The organism is Xanthomonas phaseoli pv. dieffenbachiae (genome assembly GCF_008639345.1).
Lineage (GTDB): Bacteria > Pseudomonadota > Gammaproteobacteria > Xanthomonadales > Xanthomonadaceae > Xanthomonas > Xanthomonas phaseoli.
On record NZ_CP041380.1, the window covers coordinates 227,848 to 247,637 of the forward strand.

A 19,790-nucleotide genomic window follows, 5' to 3' on the forward strand; every position below is an offset into this window, starting at 1 on the left:
GGACAGGGGGTGCGGACGGGCGAATACTCGCCTTCCCACGTTGCACGCGCATGACTGTGTCCTCCTCCGATCCTCGCTCGGGCTTGTTGCCTGATCCATCTACGCCCGGCAGTGGCGCCGACGCACCGGCAGCGGTGCGTATTCGCCTGGCGCTGTTTCTGGCCGGCTTTGCGACTTTTTCGCTGCTGTACAGCGTGCAGCCGCTGCTGCCGGAATTTGCGCATGCCTTCAAGGTGGACGCAGCGACCGCCTCGCTGCCGTTGTCGTTGGCGACCGGCGCGCTGGCGCTGGCGATCTTTTGTGCTGGCGCCGTGTCGGAGAACCTGGGCCGGCGCGGATTGATGTTCGTGTCGATCGCGTTGGCGGCAGTCCTCAATCTGATTGCGGCGTTCCTGCCGCACTGGGGCGCGCTGGTGGTGGTGCGTACCTTGTCCGGTATCGCGCTGGGCGGGGTGCCGGCGGTGGCGATGGTGTACCTGGGCGAGGAATTGCCGGCCAGCAAGATGGGGGCCGCCACCGGCCTGTACGTGGCCGGCAATGCCTTTGGCGGCATGAGCGGGCGCATCGTGATGAGCGTGCTGACCGACCACACCGATTGGCGCACCGCCTTGGCGGTGTTGAGCGTGTTCGATCTGCTGTGCGCGCTGGCGTTCTTCTGGTTGCTGCCACCGTCGCGCAACTTCGTGCGCCGGCACGGCATCAACCTGCGCTTCCATCTGCGCGCCTGGGCCGGGCATCTGCGCGATCGCAACCTGCCGTTTTTGTTCGCGCTGCCGTTCCTGTTGATGGGTGTGTTTGTGTGCCTGTACAACTACGCCGGCTTTCGCCTGGGCGGGCCGGAATTCGGCCTGAGCCAGAGCCAGATCGGCATGATCTTCAGCGCCTATGTGTTCGGCATCGTCAGTTCCTCGGTGGCCGGCGCGGCGTCGGACCGGTTCGGGCGCGGGCCCGTGGTCACCACCGGCATCGTGCTGTGCGTGCTCGGCATGGCGCTGACCCTGGCGCACGTGCTGGCGTTGGTGGTGGCCGGCATCGTGGTGGTGACGATCGGGTTTTTCATCGCGCATTCGGCCGCCAGCGCCTGGGTGAGCCGGCTCGGCGGGGCGCATCGCAGCCATGCGGCCTCGCTGTATCTGCTGGCGTATTACGCCGGCTCCAGCGTGATCGGCGCGCTGGGTGGCTGGTTCTGGCAACACGGCGGCTGGGCCGCGTTGGTCGGCCTGTGCCTGACGCTGTTGATGCTGGCCCTTGCGTCGGCGCATGTCCTGCGACAACGCGCAGACGACGCGCGACCCTATGGGCGCTTTGCACCCCATCCTGCGCGAGGTGAGTGATGCAGATCGAGCGACTCGATCATCTGGTGTTGACCGTGGCCGATGTGGACGTCACCTGCGCGTTCTATGCACGCGTGCTCGGCATGCAGGTGATCAGCTTCGGCGAGGGACGGCGTGCGCTGGGGTTCGGGCAACAGAAAATCAATCTGCATGCGGCCGGGCGCGAGTTCGAACCGAAGGCGCAACGACCGACACCCGGCTCTGCCGATCTGTGCCTGATCACCACGACCCCATTGGCGCAGGCAGAAGCAGAGTTGGTTGCCGCCGGCGTGAGCATCGAACAGGGCCCGATCCAGCGCACAGGCGCCACCGGGCCTTTGCTATCGGTGTATTTCCGCGACCCGGACGGCAATCTGATCGAGGTCAGCAATCTGCTGTAACGGCGGGCTGCTGCGTCATCTGCGCAGCGCGGTGGGGATGTGCCGCTCGTACCTGCGCCAGCGCCCGTCATCGCGACGGCGCACTGCGCTTGCCGTGCATGCGTTGCGGCGTGATCAGCGCTGACGGATCTTGCGCGAGGGTGGCCAGCAATCGCGCGCGGCGGCGTTCCAGGTCGGCCAGCTGGCGCTCGATCAACTGTAGCCGTTGGCGATACGCCGGCAGGGCTTCCGGGCACAACGGCGCGCCTTCCACCAGCCGCATGCAATCGGGAAACCGGCGGATGTCTTCCAGGCTGAAGCCGGTACCGATCAGGCGCTGAATCTGCCGTACCTGCGTCACGCAGCTGGCCGCAAACAGCCGATAGCCATTGGCGCTGCGCGAGGAGGTCAGCAAGCCCTGGGCATCGTAGTGGCGGAGCGAGCGCACGCTGACGCCAGTCAGCTGCGCCAGCGCGCCGATGCGCATGTCAGCGTTGGAAGAGGTGGCCATCTGCCAAGCATACGTGGCACGCAGCGCTTGACCCTCACATTGGTGTGAGGCCCGACGATGCCGTCTTCCCTGTCCTGCAAGGCATCTCCATGTCCGTTCGACCCGCTTCACTTGCCAGTGCCCGCTGGTGGCAGCGCGCGCTGGCGAGCCTGCTGCTGTGTGTCTGCGCCATCGCGTCAGCAAGCCCATCTACCACCGCCAACCCGCGCAGCTACCAGGTCGCTGCTCCAGATGGCGTGGCCCTGGCCGTGCAGGAGCACGGCGCCACCGACGGCCCGGCCATCGTCTTCGTGCACGGCCTGCTCGGTAGTCGCATCAATTGGGATGCACAGCTGGCCGACCCGCAGCTGCAGGGCTACCGGTTGATCACCTACGACCTGCGCGGCCACGGGCTGTCCGGCAAGCCGGCCGCCGCGTCGGCGTATCAAGAGGGTATGCGTTGGGCCGACGACCTGGCTGCCGTGTTGAAGGCGGCCGATGCGCGCGAGGCGGTCCTGGTGGGCTGGTCCCTGGGCGGCGCGGTGATCAGCAACTACCTGAGCCGATATGGCGATACCGGGCTTGCCGGCGTGGTGTACGTCGACGGTGTGATCGAACTGCGCGCCGAGCAGCTGGGCACGCATCCGGCGGTCTATCGCGACCTGGTTTCGCCCGACCTGCGCACGCACCTGCAGGCGGTGCAGGATTTCCTGCGGCTGTGCTTTGCCACCCAACCGCCGGTGCCGGTGTTCGAGACCTTGCTGGCCAATGCATCGCTGGCCTCGTGGGACATGCAGCGTGCCGTGCAGGGCATGTCGATCGATGTCGCCGGCCTGCAGCGCACGCACCTGCCGGTCCTGCTGATGTACGGCGTGCGCGATGCCCTGGTCGCCACCGAGCCGACCTTGGCGCGTGCGCGCCAGCTGCAGCCGCGCGCGCAGACCGTGCTGTATCCGGATGCCGGGCACGCGCCGTTCCTGGAGGACAGCGCGCGCTTCAATCAGGATCTGCTGCGCTTTGTCGAACACAGGCGCGCCGCGCCTTGAGCTCGGCTGCCACGGCGTGGCCGACCGCGCGGACGGATCGCACCAACTGCGCAGCCACAACGGGATGCCGTACCGTCTGCGTGCTGCATCCAGGGCGGCGCGTTGCGCGTATTCGGTCTGTCTCTTCACTCGTCGACGACGGTGTGATGTGCACAGCTATGTGCGACCAAGCGCGCCGGTCTGGCGGCCGACACGGCGCCGCAGCGGGCCTGGCACGTGGCGCTGGCGCAACGTGCTCCCATGGCTTTCCGGAACGACGACATGACCGCTGTCCCTGCCCACGACGACCACGCGCTACAGGACTTTATCGAGCGCCATCAGCGCCTGTTCGTGCTGACCGGTGCCGGCTGCAGCACCGATTCGGGCATTCCCGATTACCGGGATCTGCAAGGCGGCTGGAAGCGTCCACAGCCGGTGACATTCCAGGCGTTCATGGGCGAGCTGTCCACGCGGCAGCGCTATTGGGCGCGCAGCCTGGTCGGCTGGCCGCGCTTCGGTCTGGCGCAACCCAATGCCACCCATCACGCGCTGGCTGCGCTGGAAGCGCGCGGCCAGTTGGAAGTGCTGCTCACCCAGAACGTGGACCGCCTGCACCAGGCCGCCGGCAGCCAGGCGGTGATCGATCTGCACGGCCGGCTCGATGTGGTGCGCTGCATGGGCTGCGAGCGCCGCATGCCACGCACCGAATTTCAACTGTTGCTCGAGCAGGCCAATCCCGGCTGGGCAGCGCTTGAGGCCGCGCAAGCACCCGACGGCGATGCCGATCTGGACGATGTGGCCTTCGAGCATTTCGTGGTGCCGCCGTGCCCGGCGTGCGGTGGCGTGCTCAAGCCGGATGTGGTGTTCTTCGGCGAGAACGTGCCGCGCGAGCGGGTGGAGCGCGCCTTTGCGCATCTGCACGCTGCCGACGCCGTGCTGGTGGTGGGCTCGTCGTTGATGGTGTATTCGGGGTTTCGTTTCGTGCAGACCGCCGCGCGCAATGGCTTGCCGATCGCCGCGCTCAACTTCGGGCGCACGCGCGCCGACGCGCTGCTCACGCTGAAGGTGGAGCAGTCGTGCGCGCAGGCGCTGGCCTTCCTGCACGCGCCGCCGGACCTGCCGCGTGGGCGCAGCGTCAATGACGCCAGTGCGCGCTCTGCATGACGCAGTGATCCATCGCAGCGGTTGTGCCGGCGCGCGCGGCGCAGTGCAATAAGCACCCCATGTCAGCTGTGGATGCCGCCTTGAGCCAGTTGTTCTCTCCCATCTCCTTCGGTCCGCTCGCGCTCGCCAACCGCATTGTCATCGCGCCGATGTGCCAGTACTCGGCACAGGACGGCTGCGCCAGCGACTGGCACCGCATCCACCTGGGCACCTTGTCGCAATCCGGCGCTGGCTTGCTGATTCTCGAAGCGGCGGCGGTGGTGCCGGAGGGGCGCATCAGTTACGCCGATCTTGGGTTGTACGACGACGCGACCGAGCAGGCCCTGGCCGAGGTACTGCAATCGGTACGACGCTGGTCGCCGATGCCGATCGGCATCCAGCTGGCGCACGCCGGCCGCAAGGCGTCGACCGATCTGCCGTGGAAAGGCGGCGAGGCCATTGCACCCGATCACGCACATGGCTGGCAGACCGTGTCTGCATCGGCGCTGCCGTTCCGCGCGGGGCAGCCAGCGCCGCAGGCACTGGACGAGGCGGGGATCGATGCGGTGGTGGAGGCCTTTGTCGCATCGGCAAAACGTGCCGAACGGCTGGGCCTGGAGCTGATCGAATTGCACGCCGCACACGGTTATCTGATGCATCAATTCCTGTCGCCGTTGAGCAATCAGCGCAGCGATGCGTATGGCGGGTCGCTGGAAAACCGCATGCGGCTGACGCTGCGCATCTTCGATGCGGTGCGTGCGGCAGTGTCGGAAAAAATCGCCGTTGGCGTGCGTATCTCGGCCACCGATTGGGTCGAAGGCGGTTGGGATGTGCAGCAGAGCATCGCCTTGTCGCAGGCGCTGGATGCACGCGGCGCGCATTACATCCACGTCTCCAGCGGCGGGCTGGATCCACGCCAGCAGATTCCGCTACAGGCGGGCTATCAGATTCCGTTCGCGCAGGAGATTCGCGCGCAGGTGAACACGCCGGTGATTGGCGTAGGCTTGATCACCGAGCCGGCGCAGGCCGAGGCGATTTTGCAGGAAGGCCAGGCCGACGCGATCGCGCTGGCGCGTGGCATCCTGTACGACCCACGCTGGCCGTGGCATGCCGCCGCGGCACTGGGCGCCTCGGTCACGCCGGCACCGCAATACCTGCGTTGCGAACCGCGCGATGCGCGGGGCGTGTTCGCCACCTGATTTGCACCTGACGTCATACCGAACAAGGACACCGCATGCCGATAGGATTTCTGGGCTTGGGCACGATGGGCCTGCCGATGGCGCACAACCTGCTGCGTGGCGGGTTCGCGTTGAGCGTCTGGAACCGTTCGCCCGAACGCGCCCAGCCGCTGCGCGAGGCTGGCGCCACGGTGGTGGAGCAGCCGCGCGATGCCGCGCACGGCCCGCTGCTGTTTTCGATGCTGGCCGACGACAACGCAGTGCGCCAGACCTTGCTGGAGTGCGGCGTACTGGATGCTTTGCCGGCAGGCAGCGTGCACGTCAACATGGCCACCATCTCGGTGGCGCTGGCACATGAATTGACCGCGCTGCATGCCGAACGCGGTGTGGCCTACGTGGCCGCGCCGGTGCTCGGGCGTGTGGACGTGGCCGAAGCCGGCAAGCTCAATATCCTCGCCGCCGGCGATGAAGCGGCCGTGGCTCGCGTGCAGCCGATGTTCGACGCACTGGGGCAGAAGACCTGGTACATCGGTTGCGCACCGGAGCAAGCCAATGCAGTGAAGCTGGCGGCCAACTTCTGCCTGGCCAGCGCCATCGGCGCCATGGCCGAAGCCAGTGCGCTGGCACGCGGTCATGGCGTGGATGCCACGCAATTTCTGGGCATGCTCACCAGCACCTTGTTCGCCGCGCCCGCCTACCAGGGCTATGGCCGGCTGATCATGCAGCGCCAATACCTGCCGGCGGGTTTCACCGCCACGCTGGGGCGCAAGGATGTGGACCTGGCCATCCAGGCCGGCGCCGACAAGCAGGTGCCGATGCCGTTGGGCGAACTGCTGCGCGCAGGGCTGGACGAGGCCATTGCGCATGGCGACGGCAATGCAGACTGGGCGGTCCTGGCGGAAGTCTCGGCGCGGCGGGTAGGGCAGGTGGCCTGATCCGCGTTGCGCAACGCGGATTGAGCCCTGCGCAGGGCACTTCGCGTCGCGCCACGGCGGCCCACCGCTTGCTCACCTCAACATGCAGCAGACCTTCTAAAATGCCGGCTCGTTACAGCCGCCGCTCCAGGGAGGATGCGATGCGACACCTGCATATCACGCTCGGTTCGACCGAGCGCGCGCCGCGCGCATTGGCGTGCGCCGGTGGCACACGATGACCGACGCACCGGTCATCAACCAGGGCCCGGTGGGCCCTGACCATCCCGAGCACCCGGACCATTACCTGTTCGCACAGATCCGCGAAGCGGTCAGCGTGCTGGACGCCGAGTTGGGCAAGCCGGTGGACCAGGCGAGCGAGCGCATGGCCGCGCGCCTGCTGCCGCTGGCCAAGCAGCATGGCTTCGATCAGGTGGACTACGTGGTGCTCAGCCGCCATCTGGGCGAGGTCGGCGAGAACGTGTTCCTGGTACGTGGCGAGCTGTCCGATCCCGCGCATCTGCGTGCACATATCACCACGCAGGAAGCCATGGAAACATCGGTCGACGCATCGCTTGCGCAGCTGGACGAAATCAACCGGCGGCTGATGCTGCGTTTGCCGCCGCGCTGAGAGCCGTTACCAGACCTGCGTGGCGGTGCCGCGTCACCGGCCATCGGCGCGTGATGCGCTTTGCTGCCGCGCTGCACGTCGTTTTGGCCGCACGTCATCGTGCAGCACGAGCGCAACGCGACCACGGTCAGCGTTGAACATCGGCTGGACGGCACACCGTTTCTTGCACCTGTTCGCACTGCAAAAGTTACCGACGCAAGCACTGCGTCGGTGATGTCGTGCATTGGCTATCATGCGCCGATGCGCTCCGACTACATCCTCACCCTGTCCTGTCCCGACCGCACCGGTATCGTCTATCGCGTGACCGGGCTGCTGTTCGACCTGGCCTACAACATCCTCGACGCGCAGCAATTCGGCGACGACGAAAGCGGGCGATTCTTTCTGCGCGTGCATTTCCACAAACCGGCAAAGACCGACATTGCCGCGCTGGAGCAGCGCTTTGCCGTGCTGGCCGACGAATTCCAGATGACATGGCAACTGCACGACGCACGCCGCCGCGCGCGCCTGCTGGTGCTGGTGAGCAAGCAGGGCCATTGCCTCAACGACCTGCTGTTCCGCATGCACAGCCGGCAATTGCCGGTGGACATCGCTGCGGTGGTCTCCAACCACACCGACTTCGCGCCGTTGGCAGCCTCCTACGGCATCGCCTTCCACCATCTGCCGGTAAGCGCCGACACGCGCGCCGCGCAGGAAGCGCAGCTGCTCGCCCTGGTCGATGATCTGCAGATCGATCTGGTGGTGCTGGCGCGCTACATGCAGATCCTGTCGCCGCAGCTGTGCCGGGCACTGGCCGGGCGCGCAATCAATATCCATCACAGTTTCCTGCCCAGCTTCAAGGGCGCGCAGCCGTATCACCAGGCGCACGCACGCGGGGTCAAGATCATCGGCGCCACCGCGCACTACGTCACCGAAGATCTGGACGAAGGCCCGATCATCGAACAGGACGTCGCGCGCGTGGACCACGCCATGACCCCACGCGACCTGATCCGCCTGGGCAGCGACACCGAGTCACTGGTGCTGGCGCGCGCAGTACGCCGCCACGTCGAACACCGCATCGTGCTCAATGGACATCGCACGGTGGTGTTTCGTTGATACCGGGAATGGGGAATGGGGAATCGTGAATCGCAAAATCAAAGGCCAGGCGCTTGCCCGGACGGTTCCGTTTCGCAAGCCGATGTGAACCAAAAGCTTCAAACGCGAAGTAGAAAAGATAAACAACGCCCCGCTCCTGCTCTCCCGATTCCCCATTCCCGATTCCCCATTCACGGCTCAAAGCGATACCCCGCCCCATAGACCGAGCGGACCCAGTCCTCGCCGCCGGCGTCGGCGAGCTTGCGGCGCAGATTCTTGACGTGGCTGTCGACCGTGCGGTCGGTGACGATGCGGTGGTCGGCGTAGAGCCGGCCCATCAGTTGCTCGCGCGAGTACACCCGCCCGGGGGCGGCGGCGAGGGTGCGCAGCAGGCGGAATTCGACCTGGGTCAGGTCCAGGGCGCGGCCATGCACGCTGGCGCGACAGGCGTCTTCGTCGATCTGCAGGCCCGGTGCCGGTGCGCCGTGCGGGTCGTGACGATGACGGCGCAACACGGCCTGGACGCGCGCCACCACTTCGCGCGGGCTGAAGGGCTTGCAGATGTAGTCGTCCGCGCCGATCTCCAGGCCCAGAAGGCGGTCGATTTCCTCCACGCGCGCAGTGACCATGATCACCGGCACCGCGCTTTCCTTGCGCAGGTCGCGGCAGATGTCCAGGCCGCCGCGGTTGGGCAGCATCAGGTCCAGCAACACCAGGTCCGGCTGCTGCGCGCGGAATGCGCCCAGCGCTTGCGCGCCATCGGCAATCCAGTCGTGCGAATAGCCGGCCGCATGCAGGTACTCGCCCAACACCGCGGCCAGGCGCGGTTCGTCCTCGACGATCAGCACATGCCCGAGCGGGGACGCGCTGCTCATGCGGCCAGCGCCGGCAAGCGCAGCACCATGCGCAGCCCGCCCAGTGCGGACGCCTCGGCGTGGATCGAGCCGCCGTGGGCCTCGGCAATGTTGCGGCAGATCGCCAGCCCCAGGCCGCTGCCGCCGCTGGCACGATTGCGCGAGGCCTCGGTGCGGTAGAAGCGTTCGAACAAGCGCGCGCGCTTGTCTGCATCCACGCCCGGCGCGCTGTCTTCGACCGCCAGCTCCAGCACCGCGCCGCGCCGCACGCAGCGCACCTGCACCGTGCCGCCGGCGTCGGTGTAGCGCAGCGTGTTTTCCAGCAGGTTGCCCAGCAGTTGCTGCAGGCGGCGCTCGTCGCCGTCCACCTGCAGCGGGCCGGCATCGATCTGCGCCTGCAGCTGCAGCTGCGCGGCGGCAAAGCGCGCGCGCAAGCCGTCCAGCACGGTTGCCAGGATGACTGCCAGATCGAGAGGAGCGCGCCGATACGCCAGCGCACCGACATCGGTCAGCGACACGTCGTACAGGTCTTCGATCAGCTTGCCCAGCTGGCCGACCTGCTGGTGCAGCGACCCCAGCGAGTTGGGTGTCATCGGCCGGATGCCGTCCTGCAGCGCTTCCAGTTCCGCGCGCAGGACCGCCAGCGGTGTGCGCAGCTCGTGGGAGATGTCGGCCATGAAGTCGCGCCGCGCGCGTTCGTTGTGCTCCAGCGCTTGCGCCAGCAGGTTGAAATCGCGCGCCAGCTGACCCAGTTCGTCGCGCGCGGCGGCGTCGATGCGGGTCGCGTAGTCGCCCGCAGCCAGCAGGTGGGTGGCCTGGGTCAGGCCACGCAGGCGCCGCAGCAAGGTGCGCGACAACAGCCAGCCGAGCAGTGCGGCGACCAGCAGGCAGGCGCCGCCGATCGCCCACCACGCGCGTTGCTGCGCGGCGTAGAAGCGCGCGTCCGCCGCCGCCAGCGCCTTCTGGAACGGCAGCATCGCCATCCAGCCGACAGTGCGGCCACCAACCACCACCGGGCGCAGGATGTCGTGGCGGCCGACCTCCGGATTGCCGATCACCGGCCTGTAGTCCTGGTCGAGCAGTGCGAAGCGAAACACCGCACCGGTCTGGTCGGAAATCGGCGGTGCCTCGCGCGGCGGGCCGGGGCCACGCTCCGGGCGCATCAGCACGAACCAGGCATCGGGGTTGTCGCGCACGAACTCCCAATTGCCGTGGCGCGCGTATTCGGCCCTGACCCGCGGCAAGGTCTCCTGCATGCGCTCCACGCCCTGTTCGTTGAGGTAGTCCAGGAATTGGCGTTTGACGAAGGCCTGCACCGCGATGCCGTTGATCAGCAGCACGGCCACGCACGCGGCGAGGATGGCCAGAAACAGCTTGGCGGTGATACCCAGTTTCATCGAAGAGGTGATGCGAAGCGCGGTAACCGCAGCTGCTGCGTATTAGCCGGGTCGGGCCAGGGGAAAGCAAGCGAATCGACGCCGCTGCCGGCAATCTCCAAATTTGCTGCACATTCGCGCCGTAGCGTGGCCACCTTCGGATAAACCGTGAGTTCGCCGCATGCTGCCCGTCGCCGCCCATAGTTTTCGCACTGCGTCCCTGCGCTGGCTGCTGCTCGCGGCCGTGGCCACGCTCATGGCCGCGTGTTCCTCCAGGCAGCCGCCGCAGATGCCGCAGACGCAGGTCGGCGTGCAGACGCTGAAGGTGCAGCGGCTGGCCGTGGACCAGACCTTGTCCGGCCGCACCGTGGCCTACGTCACCGCGGACGTGCGCCCGCAGGTCGGCGGCATTCTGCGCAAGCGGCTGTTCACCGAAGGCCAGGACGTCCAGGCCGGGCAGGTGCTGTACGAGATCGATCCGGCCAGCTACCAGGCCGCATACGACACCGCCAAGGGCGATCTGGCGCAGGCCGAGGCGGCGGTGTTGTCGGCCAGGCCCAAGGCGCAGCGCTACCAGACCCTGGTCGGGCTGGATGCGGTCAGCAAGCAGGATGGCGACGATGCGTTGGCCACGCTGCGCTCGAACGAGGCGGCGGTGGTCGCGGCCAAGGCGTCGCTGCAGACCGCGCGCATCAATCTCGACTACACCCGCATCACCGCGCCGGTGTCCGGTCGCATCGGCACCTCCAGCTACACGCCGGGCGCGCTGGTCAGCGCCGGCCAGAGCGAGGTGCTGGCCACCATCAACCAGCTCGACCCGATCTATGTAGACCTCACCCAGTCCAGCGCCCAGCTGCTGCAGTTGCGCCGCCAGCTCGATGCCGGCCAGCTCAAGGCGGTGGATGGCAAGGCCGAGGTGACGCTGCAACTGGAGGACGGCAGCACCTATGCGCACACCGGCACGTTGGAGGTGGTGGACGCCGCGGTGGATACCGCCACCGGCACGGTGAAGCTGCGCGCGGTGGTGCCCAATCCCGAGCGCGTGCTGCTGCCGGGCATGTATGTCACCGCGAAGCTGTCGATGGCCGTGGACGAACAGGCCATCCTGGTGCCGCAGCAGGCGATCAGCCGCAACAGCAAGGGCGAGGCGGTGGCCATGGTGGTCGGCAGCGACCACAAGGTCGCGCAGCGGGTGCTGACCACCGGCGATGCGATCGGCGACAAGTGGGTGGTGCGCCAGGGATTGAAGGCTGGCGACAAGGTCATCGTGCAGGGCCTGCAGAAGGTGTCGGTCGGCGCCGAGGTCAAGGCCGTGGAGGCGAGCCAGGCCGCTGCGGCCGGCACGACCGCCAACGCCTCGCCATCCCCGCAAGGCGACGCCGCGACGGCGCCCAAGGCCGACTGAGGAACCGCCATGGCCCGTTTCTTCATCGACCGTCCCATCTTCGCCTGGGTCATCGCCATCGTGATCACCCTGGCCGGCGCGCTCTCGATCCTGTCGCTGCCGCTGGAGCAATATCCCAACATCGCCCCGCCGACGATCAACGTCAGCGCCACCTACACCGGCGCCTCGGCGCAGACCGTGCAGAACTCGGTCACGCAGATCCTCGAGCAGCAGATGACCGGGTTGGACCATCTGCTGTACATGTCCTCCAGCAGCAGTTCCGCCGGCACCGCCTCCATCACCCTGACCTTCGACTCCGGCACCGACCCGGACACCGCCCAGGTGCAGGTGCAGAACAAGGTGTCGCAGGGCGAGGCGATGCTGCCGGAGGCGGTGCAGAGCAATGGCGTGACCGTCACCAAGTCCATGGGCAGCAGCATGTTCATGGTGCTGGCCTTCACCTCCGAAGACGGCAGCATGGACAGCACCGACATCGGCGACTACATGGTGTCCACGCTGCAGGATCCGATCAGCCGCATCAACGGTGTCGGCGGAGTCAACGTGTTCGGCTCCGAGTATTCGATGCGGGTGTGGCTGGATCCGGAGAAGTTGCGCACCTACGCGCTGATGCCCGCGGACCTGAGCACCGCGATTTCGGCGCAGAACGCCGACGTCTCCTCCGGCGCGCTGGGCGCGTTGCCGGCGGTGCAGGGCCAGCAGCTCAACGCCACGGTCACCTCGCGCAGCAAGCTCAAGACCCCGGCGCAATTCGAGGCGATCGTGCTGAAGTCGCAGCCCGGCGGCGCCACCGTGTATCTGCGCGACGTGGCGCGGGTGGAGCTGGGGTCCAAGTCGTATGCCTCCAGTTCCAAGTACAACGGCAAGTCGGCCTCGGGCATGGGCCTTGAACTGGCGACCGGCGCCAACGCACTGGATGCGGCCAAGGCGGTGGAAGCCAAGCTGGAACAACTCAAGCCCTACTTCCCCACCGGGCTCAAATACGAGATCGCCTACGACACCACGCCGTTCGTGCGCATTTCCATCGAGGAAGTGGTCAAGACCCTGCTCGAGGCAATCGTGCTGGTGGTGTTGGTGATGTACCTGTTCCTGCAGAACTGGCGCGCCACGCTGGTCCCGGTGATCGCGGTGCCGGTGGTGCTGCTGGGCACCTTCGGCGTGCTGGCGTTGCTCGGCTATTCCATCAACACGCTGACCATGTTCGCGATGGTGTTGGCGATCGGTTTGCTGGTCGATGACGCCATCGTGGTGGTGGAGAACGTCGAGCGCCTGATGAGCGAGGACGGCATGTCGCCGCGGCAGGCCACCCACACCTCGATGGGGCAGATCTCCGGCGCACTGGTCGGCATCGCCCTGGTGCTGACCGCGGTGTTCCTGCCGATGGCGTTCTTCGGCGGCGCCACTGGCGAAATCTACCGTCAGTTCTCGGTGACCATCGCCGCAGCGATGCTGTTGTCGCTGCTGGTGGCGTTGACCCTGAGCCCGGCGTTGTGCGCCAGCCTGCTCAGGCCGGTCGCGCACGGTGGACAGGTGTCGCGCAAGGGCGTGCTCGGGCGCTTCTTCGCTTGGTTCAATGCCCGCTTCGACCGCAGCGCCGATGGTTATGGCCGCGGCGTGGGCAAGTTGATCGGCCATCGCAAACTCGGCGGGCTGGTCTATCTGGTGCTGCTGGTGGTGATGGCGCTGTTGTTCTGGCGCCTGCCCAGCTCGTTCCTGCCCGACGAAGACCAGGGCATGCTGATGGTGATGTTCACCACGCCGGCCGGCGCCACCCAGCAGCGCACGCAGCAGTCGATCGATCAGGCCACCAGCTTCATCCTCAAGCAGCCGGAAGTGGCGGGGATGATGACCATCTCCGGCTTCAGCTTCGCCGGCAGCAGCCAGAACTCGGGCATGGGTTTCATCAAGCTCAAGGATTGGGCGCAGCGCGACGCGCCTGCGCAGGAGATCGCCAACCGCATTACCGGCGCGATGATGGGCACGCTGCCGGATGCGCAGGTATTCGCGCTATCGCCGCCGGCGATCAACGGCCTGGGGACCAGTTCCGGTTTCACCTTGCAGTTGCAGGACGTGGCCGGCAAGGGCCACGACGCGCTGGTCACCGCGCGCCAGCACCTGCTGCAGCTGGCCAACGCCGACAAGGACCTTACCGCCGTGCGCTTCAACGGGCTGGAAGATGCGCCCACTTACCGCGTGCAGATCGACGACGCCAAGGCCGGCGCGCTGGGTCTGACTGCTTCGGACATCAACGCTACGCTGGCCACGGTGATGGGCGGCAGCTACGTCAACGATTTCCTCAACAACAACCGGGTCAAGCGCGTCTACGTGCAGGGCGAGGCGAGCGCGCGCATGCTGCCTGCCGACATCGGCCGCTGGTACGTGCGCAACAGCAGTTCGGAGATGGTGCCGTTTTCGGCGTTCTCCAGCAGCGCGTGGGCGTATGCGCCGCAGGTGCTGAGCCGCTTCAATGGCGTGGAGTCGATGGAGATCACCGGCAGCGCCGCCAGTGGCATCAGTTCCGGCGAAGCGATGAACGGCATCGCCGCGCTGGTGGGCAAGATCGGCAAGGACGTGGGTTACGCCTGGTCGGGCATGTCCTACCAGGAGCAGGCCGCCGGCGCGCAGACCTGGATGCTGTACGCAGTGTCGCTGGTGTTCGTGTTCCTGTGCCTGGCCGCTCTCTACGAAAGCTGGTCGATCCCGATCTCGGTGATGCTGGCGGTGCCGGTGGGCATCGTCGGCGCACTGCTGGCAACGTGGCTGCGCGGGCTCTCCAACGACATCTATTTCCAGGTCGGCCTGCTGGCGACGATGGGCCTGGCGGCCAAGAACGGCATCCTGATCGTGGAGTTCGCCAAGGAACTGGAAGAGAAGGGCCAGCCGCTGATCGAAGCGACTCTGCATGCCGCGCGCATGCGCTTGCGCCCGATCGTGATGACCTCGCTGGCGTTTCTGCTCGGCGTGCTGCCCATGGTGGTCAGCAGCGGCGCCGGTTCCGGCGGACGCCATTCGCTGGGCACCGGCGTGTTCGGCGGCACGCTGGTCTCGACGCTGCTGGGCATCTTCTTCGTGCCGTTGTTCTACGTGGTGGTGCGCAGCGTGTTTCCTGGTAGGGCGTCTGATCGCGCGACAGCCGCCGAGACGTTAGAGGTGGCCCCGTGATGCGTTACCGCGTTGCAAGTGTGGCAGTGGCCTGCGCCATCGCCTTGAGTGGTTGCGTCAGCATGGCGCCGCAGTACGCGCGCCCGGATGCGGCGGTGCCCAGCGTGATCGGCGACACCGGCAGCACCGGCAACGCAGGCACCGGCATGCCGAATGTGGCCGCCCTGGATTGGCGACAGGTGGTGACTGATGCGCGTCTGCAGCAGGTGGTCGCGCTGGCGTTGGACAACAACCGCGACCTGCGCGTGGCGGTGCTCAATATCGAGCAGGCACGCGCGCAGTACCGCATCCAACGTGCAGACCTGTTTCCTTCCGTCGATGCCACCGTCTCGCACACCGCGCAGCGCGCCGCGGCAGCGACCAGTTTCACCGGCGCGCCGCAGATCATCCGCAGCGCCAGTGGCCAGGTCGGCATCAGCAGCTGGGAGCTGGATCTGTTCGGCCGCATCCGCAGCCTCAAGAACCAGGCCCTGGAAAACTATCTTGCCAGTGAGCAAACCCAGCGCAGCACGCGTCTGAGTCTGGTCGCTGAAGTGGCCAACGACTGGTTGACCGTCGCCGCCGACCAACAGCGTCTGGCGCTCGCGCAACAGACCCTGGACAGCCAGCGCCAGACGCTGCGTCTGACCGAGCTGCAGCACGACAATGGCATCGTTTCCGGCCTGGATCTGGCGCAGATCCAGACCAGCGTGGAAAGCGCGCGCGCTGATGTGGCCAACTACACCACCCAGCTGGCGCAGTCGCGCAATGCCTTGAATCTGGTGGTGGGCACCTCGGTGCCGGCTGCATTGCTACCTGCCAGCGATGCGATCGAGACGGGCGTGGCACTGGCGCCGCTGCCGGCCCAGCTGGAATCGCGGGTGTTGTTGCAGCGCCCGGACGTGCTGTCGGCCGAGCACACGCTCAAGGCCGCCAATGCAGATATCGGCGCGGCACGTGCGGCCTTCTTCCCCACCATTTCGTTGACCGCCAATGCCGGGCGCGGTAGCGATGCGTTGTCCAGCCTGTTCGATGGCGACCATACGTGGTCGTTCTCGCCCAGCGTGAGCTTGCCGATCTTCCGCGCCGGTGCGTTGAAGGCCGAACTGGATGTGGCCACCTTGCAAAAGGACATCACCATTGCGCAGTACGAATTGGCGATCCAGACCGCCTTCAGTGAAGTGGCCGATGCGCTCGCCGAACGCACCCAGCTCGAAGAACGCAGGCATGCGCAACAGGCGATGGTGGCCGCCGCACAACGCAGCTTCCACCTGTCGGATGCGCGCTATCGCAGTGGCGTGGACAGTTACCTGGTGGCGCTGGATGCGCAACGCACGCTCTACAGCGCACAACAGACACTGATCAGCCTGCGGCTGACCGAGGCGAGCAATCGGGTGACCGTGTACAAGGTGCTCGGCGGTGGCGCCGATGCGCAATCGGTCGTGGTATCAACCCAAGCCCCGGCCCCGCAACGCTAGCGCCGGATGCAGCGCGATGGCCGGCGCACGCACCGGCCATCGCACCGCAGATCAACCGGTCTTACCGGGCCGCATTCGCATTCATCACTGCATTGCGGTTGGCATCCAGATACTGCGCCGGGTCGCGCATGCCGGTGGTGTGGCATTGGCCGGTGGTGTGGCCGCGATTCACACCGCCCGGCAGCTGCGCATTGACCTGCTCCACCGTGCCGTCTTCCGGATCGTTCAAGACCAGATCCGAGGCGGCGTTGCAGTAGTCGTTGGTGTACCAGTTAGTCTTGGCGAACGAGGTGGTGTAGTAGTTGACCTTGGCGCGCGCGTCGGCGGGAATGCCGGCCAGCCACGCCTTGGCGCCGTCGTAGGTCATGTCGCTATTGGTGCCGCAGCCCACGCCGAACCACGAACCCACCGCGGCCAGCACGCCGGACAGATTGGTGCCTTGATACGGCGTGCCCACCGATTGCATCACTCGCCCACCGCTGGCATTATCCAGCCCGCTCCAGTAGTAGGTATACAGGTGCAACGCGGCCATGCCGCCCTGGCTGTGCGCGACCGTGGAGAACGACGACCATTGGCTGGCGAACTGCGCGATGCGCTGCGCGAACTGGTCGTTGCTGCGGTTCTGCTTGGCATCCAGGAAGGTCGATGCATTGGTGAATTGCGCCTGCGGCCACACACCGTTGGAGCAATAGCCGTGCACCAGCACCAGTTGCGACGTGGCGGCCTGGGGCTGTGCCGTCGCCATCGCGGAAGCAAGTGCAGTGGGGCGCGGGCCCATGCGCATGCTCTCGTCGATCGCCGTGCTGGCGCGGGCGATACTGGCGCGGCGCAACGCCGGCACGTGTAGCGGCAGCGTGCCGGCCTGCACCAGCGGAATGTAATGGTCCGGGTCTTCGATGCGCAGGCTGCGCAGCGTAAACGGTGCCCGCGCACCGGCACGCGCAATCCAGCGTTCGTCCAGACTCAGTGGCAACTGGCCCTGCTGCGGCGTCAGCATGCCGCCGATCCACGCCACTGGCACATCCTTGCCCTTGGCATCGGTGCCCCATACCTGGCCGAACACGCGGTAATGCGACGGCGCGTTGCCACGCGCCGCGACCGGTAGCGCAATCGTCAGTCGCGTGCCCTCTGCAGCGCGCGCGCCCAGTGCATTGCCGAGCAGACGCAACGACGTATCCACCACCGGCACCACATGCTCGCTGGTCCGCACGAACGGCTGGCCAGCTTGGTCATGCCCATGCACGACGACCTGCGCAATCCAGGTGCCCTCGCTGGTCGGTTGGAACGTGCCGCCGTACACGCCATCGCCAGCGGCGCCATCGTCGTGCTTGCCGTCGTCGGCCATCGGCATGCTGCGCACACCGCCTTGCGGATCGATCACACGCAGGCTTGCCTGGTCGATCGTTCCGGCTTGTGCCGTCAGCAGCGTGGCGCCGCGTACATCGTTGCCGCTCAGCAGCGCGTTGAGCGTCAGCGACTGGCCAACCTGCTGCTGACGCGTGCGCAGGTACGAAGCAAGCTGCGTGCGCGCATCGCCTTCCATCAGCACGTAGCCCCGCTGCGCCACCGGCGAGGACGACTGCAGCGTCAATGACCATGCGCCGTTGCGCGCGGACTCCACGGCGTAGCGCATACCGCTGGTGCCATGCTCGGCGGTGCCCAGCAGCGTGCGCTGCGCTTGCAGCGGCGTCGCCACCGCGGCGGTGCGCGCGCCGGCAAGCTCAGGTGCAGCCACCGCCACATTCCAGGCCTGATCGCCTGACAGCACCATGAAGCGCAGGCGTCCGTTTTCCACCGGCAAGTTGCCTTGCCAGCGTGCGGATCGACCGGCCGGTGCCAGTTCCACCGGCAGCAATGCACTCTTGGACAAGATCGCCGACTCGGCCGGATCTGGCGCACGCATCTGCGCGAACTCTTCCGGTGGGCCAGCCAGTTGTTTGGGCTGCAACTCGGCCGCCGCAAGCGGCGCACAGAGCAGTGAGAGGGAGCACAACAGCGACAATAGCGACGGCTTCGGCATGGCAAGATCTCTCCGTGAGCATTGCAGAAGCGATGCCATCGCGCATGGCAACGACATCGGATGCAGCGCCCCCTCGCCGCGATTCGTCGATGGTTATACCGCGCTCTTGTGACAGGTCTGCTGTGCGCTGCAACACTCGCGGCGCTGCGCGCAGGTGGCCGAAATCAACGAGCAAGCAGGGCGATCGGAATGGCGGGCGCGGCCTTGGTGCAGGCAGAAGCACGCAGCGCATGCAGACACAATTCTGCTTCAATCTCGCGCACTGCCGCCGTAGAGGCCAGATTGCATTGGCCAAAAGGAATGCAGCGCATTCGGTTACTCTCATCCTGGCCAATCTCGCCGCGGACTCATGGCCCGACCAGCAACGGTGTGACCGCCTCGAGTCCGCGTACACGAACATACAGACAGATCTGGTTTACGCCTGATCCGCAGGCCCGGAGCTAACCCGATGCTGCGGCGCATTGCGAGAGCGATACTGCGCAACCCATTCCACCGACTGGGCGATGCCGCCGAACGGAAACAGGTGCAGGCGGACATCTCCATGCGCTTGCGTCAGGCGGCTGACGAGGCGACCGACAAAGCGATCCGGCCCCGCGTTGCCGAACAATTTGCCAATGGAGATGCCATGGTTCGAGAGCACCGACGCGCAGGCGCCGACGCCGCAGCGTGCCGCATAGCGTGCGAGGACGGCGACGCTGGCCGGACCAGGCACGCCCACCCGCACCGGATGGCTCATGCCACGCGCGCGCAGCGCCTCCAGCCATGTCACCACGAGGTCGGCATCGAACCCGAACTGCGTCACGATCAGGGGCGCCATGCCGCGCTCCTGGATGCTGCGGCACTTGCGTTCCAGTACGTCCCATTGTTCTGTCGTGCGCATGATCGAATGTCCCTCCGGATGACCCGCTACGCCGACGCTGCGGATGCCTGCGCGTTCAAACACACCGGTCTCGATCAGCGACACGCTGTCGGGAAACGGGCCCTTCGCAGTAGCGGGATCGCCCGCGATCACCAGGCAGCGGGTGACGCCGGCCTCATCGACCAGGCGCGCGACGGATGCCTGCAGTTCCTCGAGCGCGCCGATGCGACGCGCGGATAGATGCGGTACCGGTTCAAAACCCAGGCCGCGCACCGTCCGTGCTGCGGCCAGCCGCGCAGCCTCGTTCTGGCCTGGCAAGTAGGGAATGAACATGGCGCAGCCAGGCAGGATACGCGGCGCCGCGTCGGTCAGTGCGCCGATGTCCTTGATGCTGACCTCCAGCGAATAGGCGTCGGTAACGATGCTCGCCAGGTGTGGCGTGTCGGTAGAAATCACGGGTCTTGCGGTCTTGTCATGATGATTGGGTGGCATCGCCGCGACGCGCTGATCGGGCCGGA

General features: G+C 66.7%; 16 protein-coding genes. 11 read left to right on the forward strand and 5 right to left on the reverse strand.

Annotation, left to right across the window (positions count from 1 at the left end; genetic code table 11):
• Positions 1–56 precede the first annotated feature (56 nt).
• Together FLG15_RS01010 and FLG15_RS01015 are read left to right on the forward strand one after the other, a co-directional pair.
• Entirely contained in the window at positions 57–1,334 is a 1,278-nt protein-coding gene (locus tag FLG15_RS01010) for an MFS transporter (protein ID WP_057679518.1), read from the forward strand.
• Positions 1,334–1,714: a VOC family protein gene (locus tag FLG15_RS01015; RefSeq protein WP_057679507.1), complete on the forward strand. Its 381-nt coding sequence runs from the start codon at positions 1,334–1,336 to the stop codon at positions 1,712–1,714. The genes FLG15_RS01010 and FLG15_RS01015 overlap by 1 nt, the downstream gene beginning before the upstream one ends.
• Before the next feature lie 67 nt (positions 1,715–1,781).
• On the opposite strand, the gene FLG15_RS01020 is transcribed toward FLG15_RS01015, so the two are convergent.
• Positions 1,782–2,204 carry a MerR family transcriptional regulator gene (locus tag FLG15_RS01020; RefSeq protein ID WP_057679506.1) on the reverse strand — a complete coding sequence of 141 codons (423 nt, stop codon included), beginning with the start codon at positions 2,202–2,204 and terminating at the stop codon, positions 1,782–1,784.
• Between the two features lie 89 nt (positions 2,205–2,293).
• Between FLG15_RS01020 and FLG15_RS01025 the strand changes: the two genes are divergently transcribed.
• From FLG15_RS01025 to purU, 6 genes are all read left to right on the forward strand, one after another.
• Positions 2,294–3,229, forward strand: coding sequence for an alpha/beta fold hydrolase (locus FLG15_RS01025; protein WP_150145373.1), 936 nt, complete (start codon positions 2,294–2,296; stop codon positions 3,227–3,229).
• 261 nt (positions 3,230–3,490) lie between these two features.
• The gene (locus tag FLG15_RS01030; protein WP_017157628.1) at positions 3,491–4,372 is read left to right on the forward strand and encodes an NAD-dependent protein deacetylase; all 882 of its coding nucleotides are present in this window, start codon (positions 3,491–3,493) and stop codon (positions 4,370–4,372) included.
• A gap of 80 nt (positions 4,373–4,452) precedes the next feature.
• Positions 4,453–5,550 (forward strand): NADH:flavin oxidoreductase/NADH oxidase, encoded by a 1,098-nt coding sequence (locus tag FLG15_RS01035; RefSeq protein WP_150147529.1) that lies wholly within the window; start codon positions 4,453–4,455, stop codon positions 5,548–5,550.
• A 35-nt stretch (positions 5,551–5,585) separates the two neighbouring features.
• Complete coding sequence (locus tag FLG15_RS01040) at positions 5,586–6,464, forward strand: NAD(P)-dependent oxidoreductase (RefSeq protein ID WP_150145374.1); 879 nt, start codon at positions 5,586–5,588, stop codon at positions 6,462–6,464.
• Between the two features lie 214 nt (positions 6,465–6,678).
• A complete protein-coding gene (locus tag FLG15_RS01045; protein ID WP_017157625.1) occupies positions 6,679–7,071 on the forward strand; it encodes an XVIPCD domain-containing protein in 393 nt (130 codons plus the stop codon).
• A 213-nt stretch (positions 7,072–7,284) separates the two neighbouring features.
• A complete protein-coding gene (purU, locus tag FLG15_RS01050) occupies positions 7,285–8,163 on the forward strand; it encodes a formyltetrahydrofolate deformylase (protein ID WP_170922291.1) in 879 nt (292 codons plus the stop codon).
• A gap of 170 nt (positions 8,164–8,333) precedes the next feature.
• Here purU and FLG15_RS01055 read toward each other — a convergent pair whose 3' ends face one another.
• Positions 8,334–9,017, reverse strand: coding sequence for a response regulator (locus FLG15_RS01055; protein WP_057679503.1), 684 nt, complete (start codon positions 9,015–9,017; stop codon positions 8,334–8,336).
• A complete protein-coding gene (gene baeS / locus FLG15_RS01060; RefSeq protein ID WP_150145377.1) occupies positions 9,014–10,393 on the reverse strand; it encodes a sensor histidine kinase efflux regulator BaeS in 1,380 nt (459 codons plus the stop codon). Before baeS ends, FLG15_RS01055 begins: the two co-directional genes overlap by 4 nt.
• 160 nt (positions 10,394–10,553) lie before the next feature.
• Between baeS and FLG15_RS01065 the strand changes: the two genes are divergently transcribed.
• From FLG15_RS01065 to FLG15_RS01075, 3 genes are read left to right on the forward strand one after another with little or no spacing between them, the layout of a single operon-like run.
• Entirely contained in the window at positions 10,554–11,777 is a 1,224-nt protein-coding gene (locus tag FLG15_RS01065; RefSeq protein ID WP_150145379.1) for an efflux RND transporter periplasmic adaptor subunit, read from the forward strand.
• 9 nt (positions 11,778–11,786) lie between these two features.
• On the forward strand, positions 11,787–14,936 hold the full coding sequence (locus tag FLG15_RS01070) for an efflux RND transporter permease subunit (protein WP_150145381.1): 3,150 nt from the start codon (positions 11,787–11,789) through the stop codon (positions 14,934–14,936).
• Positions 14,936–16,393 carry an efflux transporter outer membrane subunit gene (locus FLG15_RS01075; RefSeq protein ID WP_057679500.1) on the forward strand — a complete coding sequence of 486 codons (1,458 nt, stop codon included), beginning with the start codon at positions 14,936–14,938 and terminating at the stop codon, positions 16,391–16,393. Before FLG15_RS01070 ends, FLG15_RS01075 begins: the two co-directional genes overlap by 1 nt.
• Before the next feature lie 61 nt (positions 16,394–16,454).
• On the opposite strand, the gene FLG15_RS01080 is transcribed toward FLG15_RS01075, so the two are convergent.
• Positions 16,455–18,413 (reverse strand): choice-of-anchor X domain-containing protein, encoded by a 1,959-nt coding sequence (locus tag FLG15_RS01080; RefSeq protein WP_150145383.1) that lies wholly within the window; start codon positions 18,411–18,413, stop codon positions 16,455–16,457.
• Positions 18,414–18,828: 415 nt separating this feature from the next.
• On the reverse strand, positions 18,829–19,728 hold the full coding sequence (locus tag FLG15_RS01085) for a methylenetetrahydrofolate reductase (protein WP_057679498.1): 900 nt from the start codon (positions 19,726–19,728) through the stop codon (positions 18,829–18,831).
• Positions 19,729–19,790: the final 62 nt, after the last annotated feature.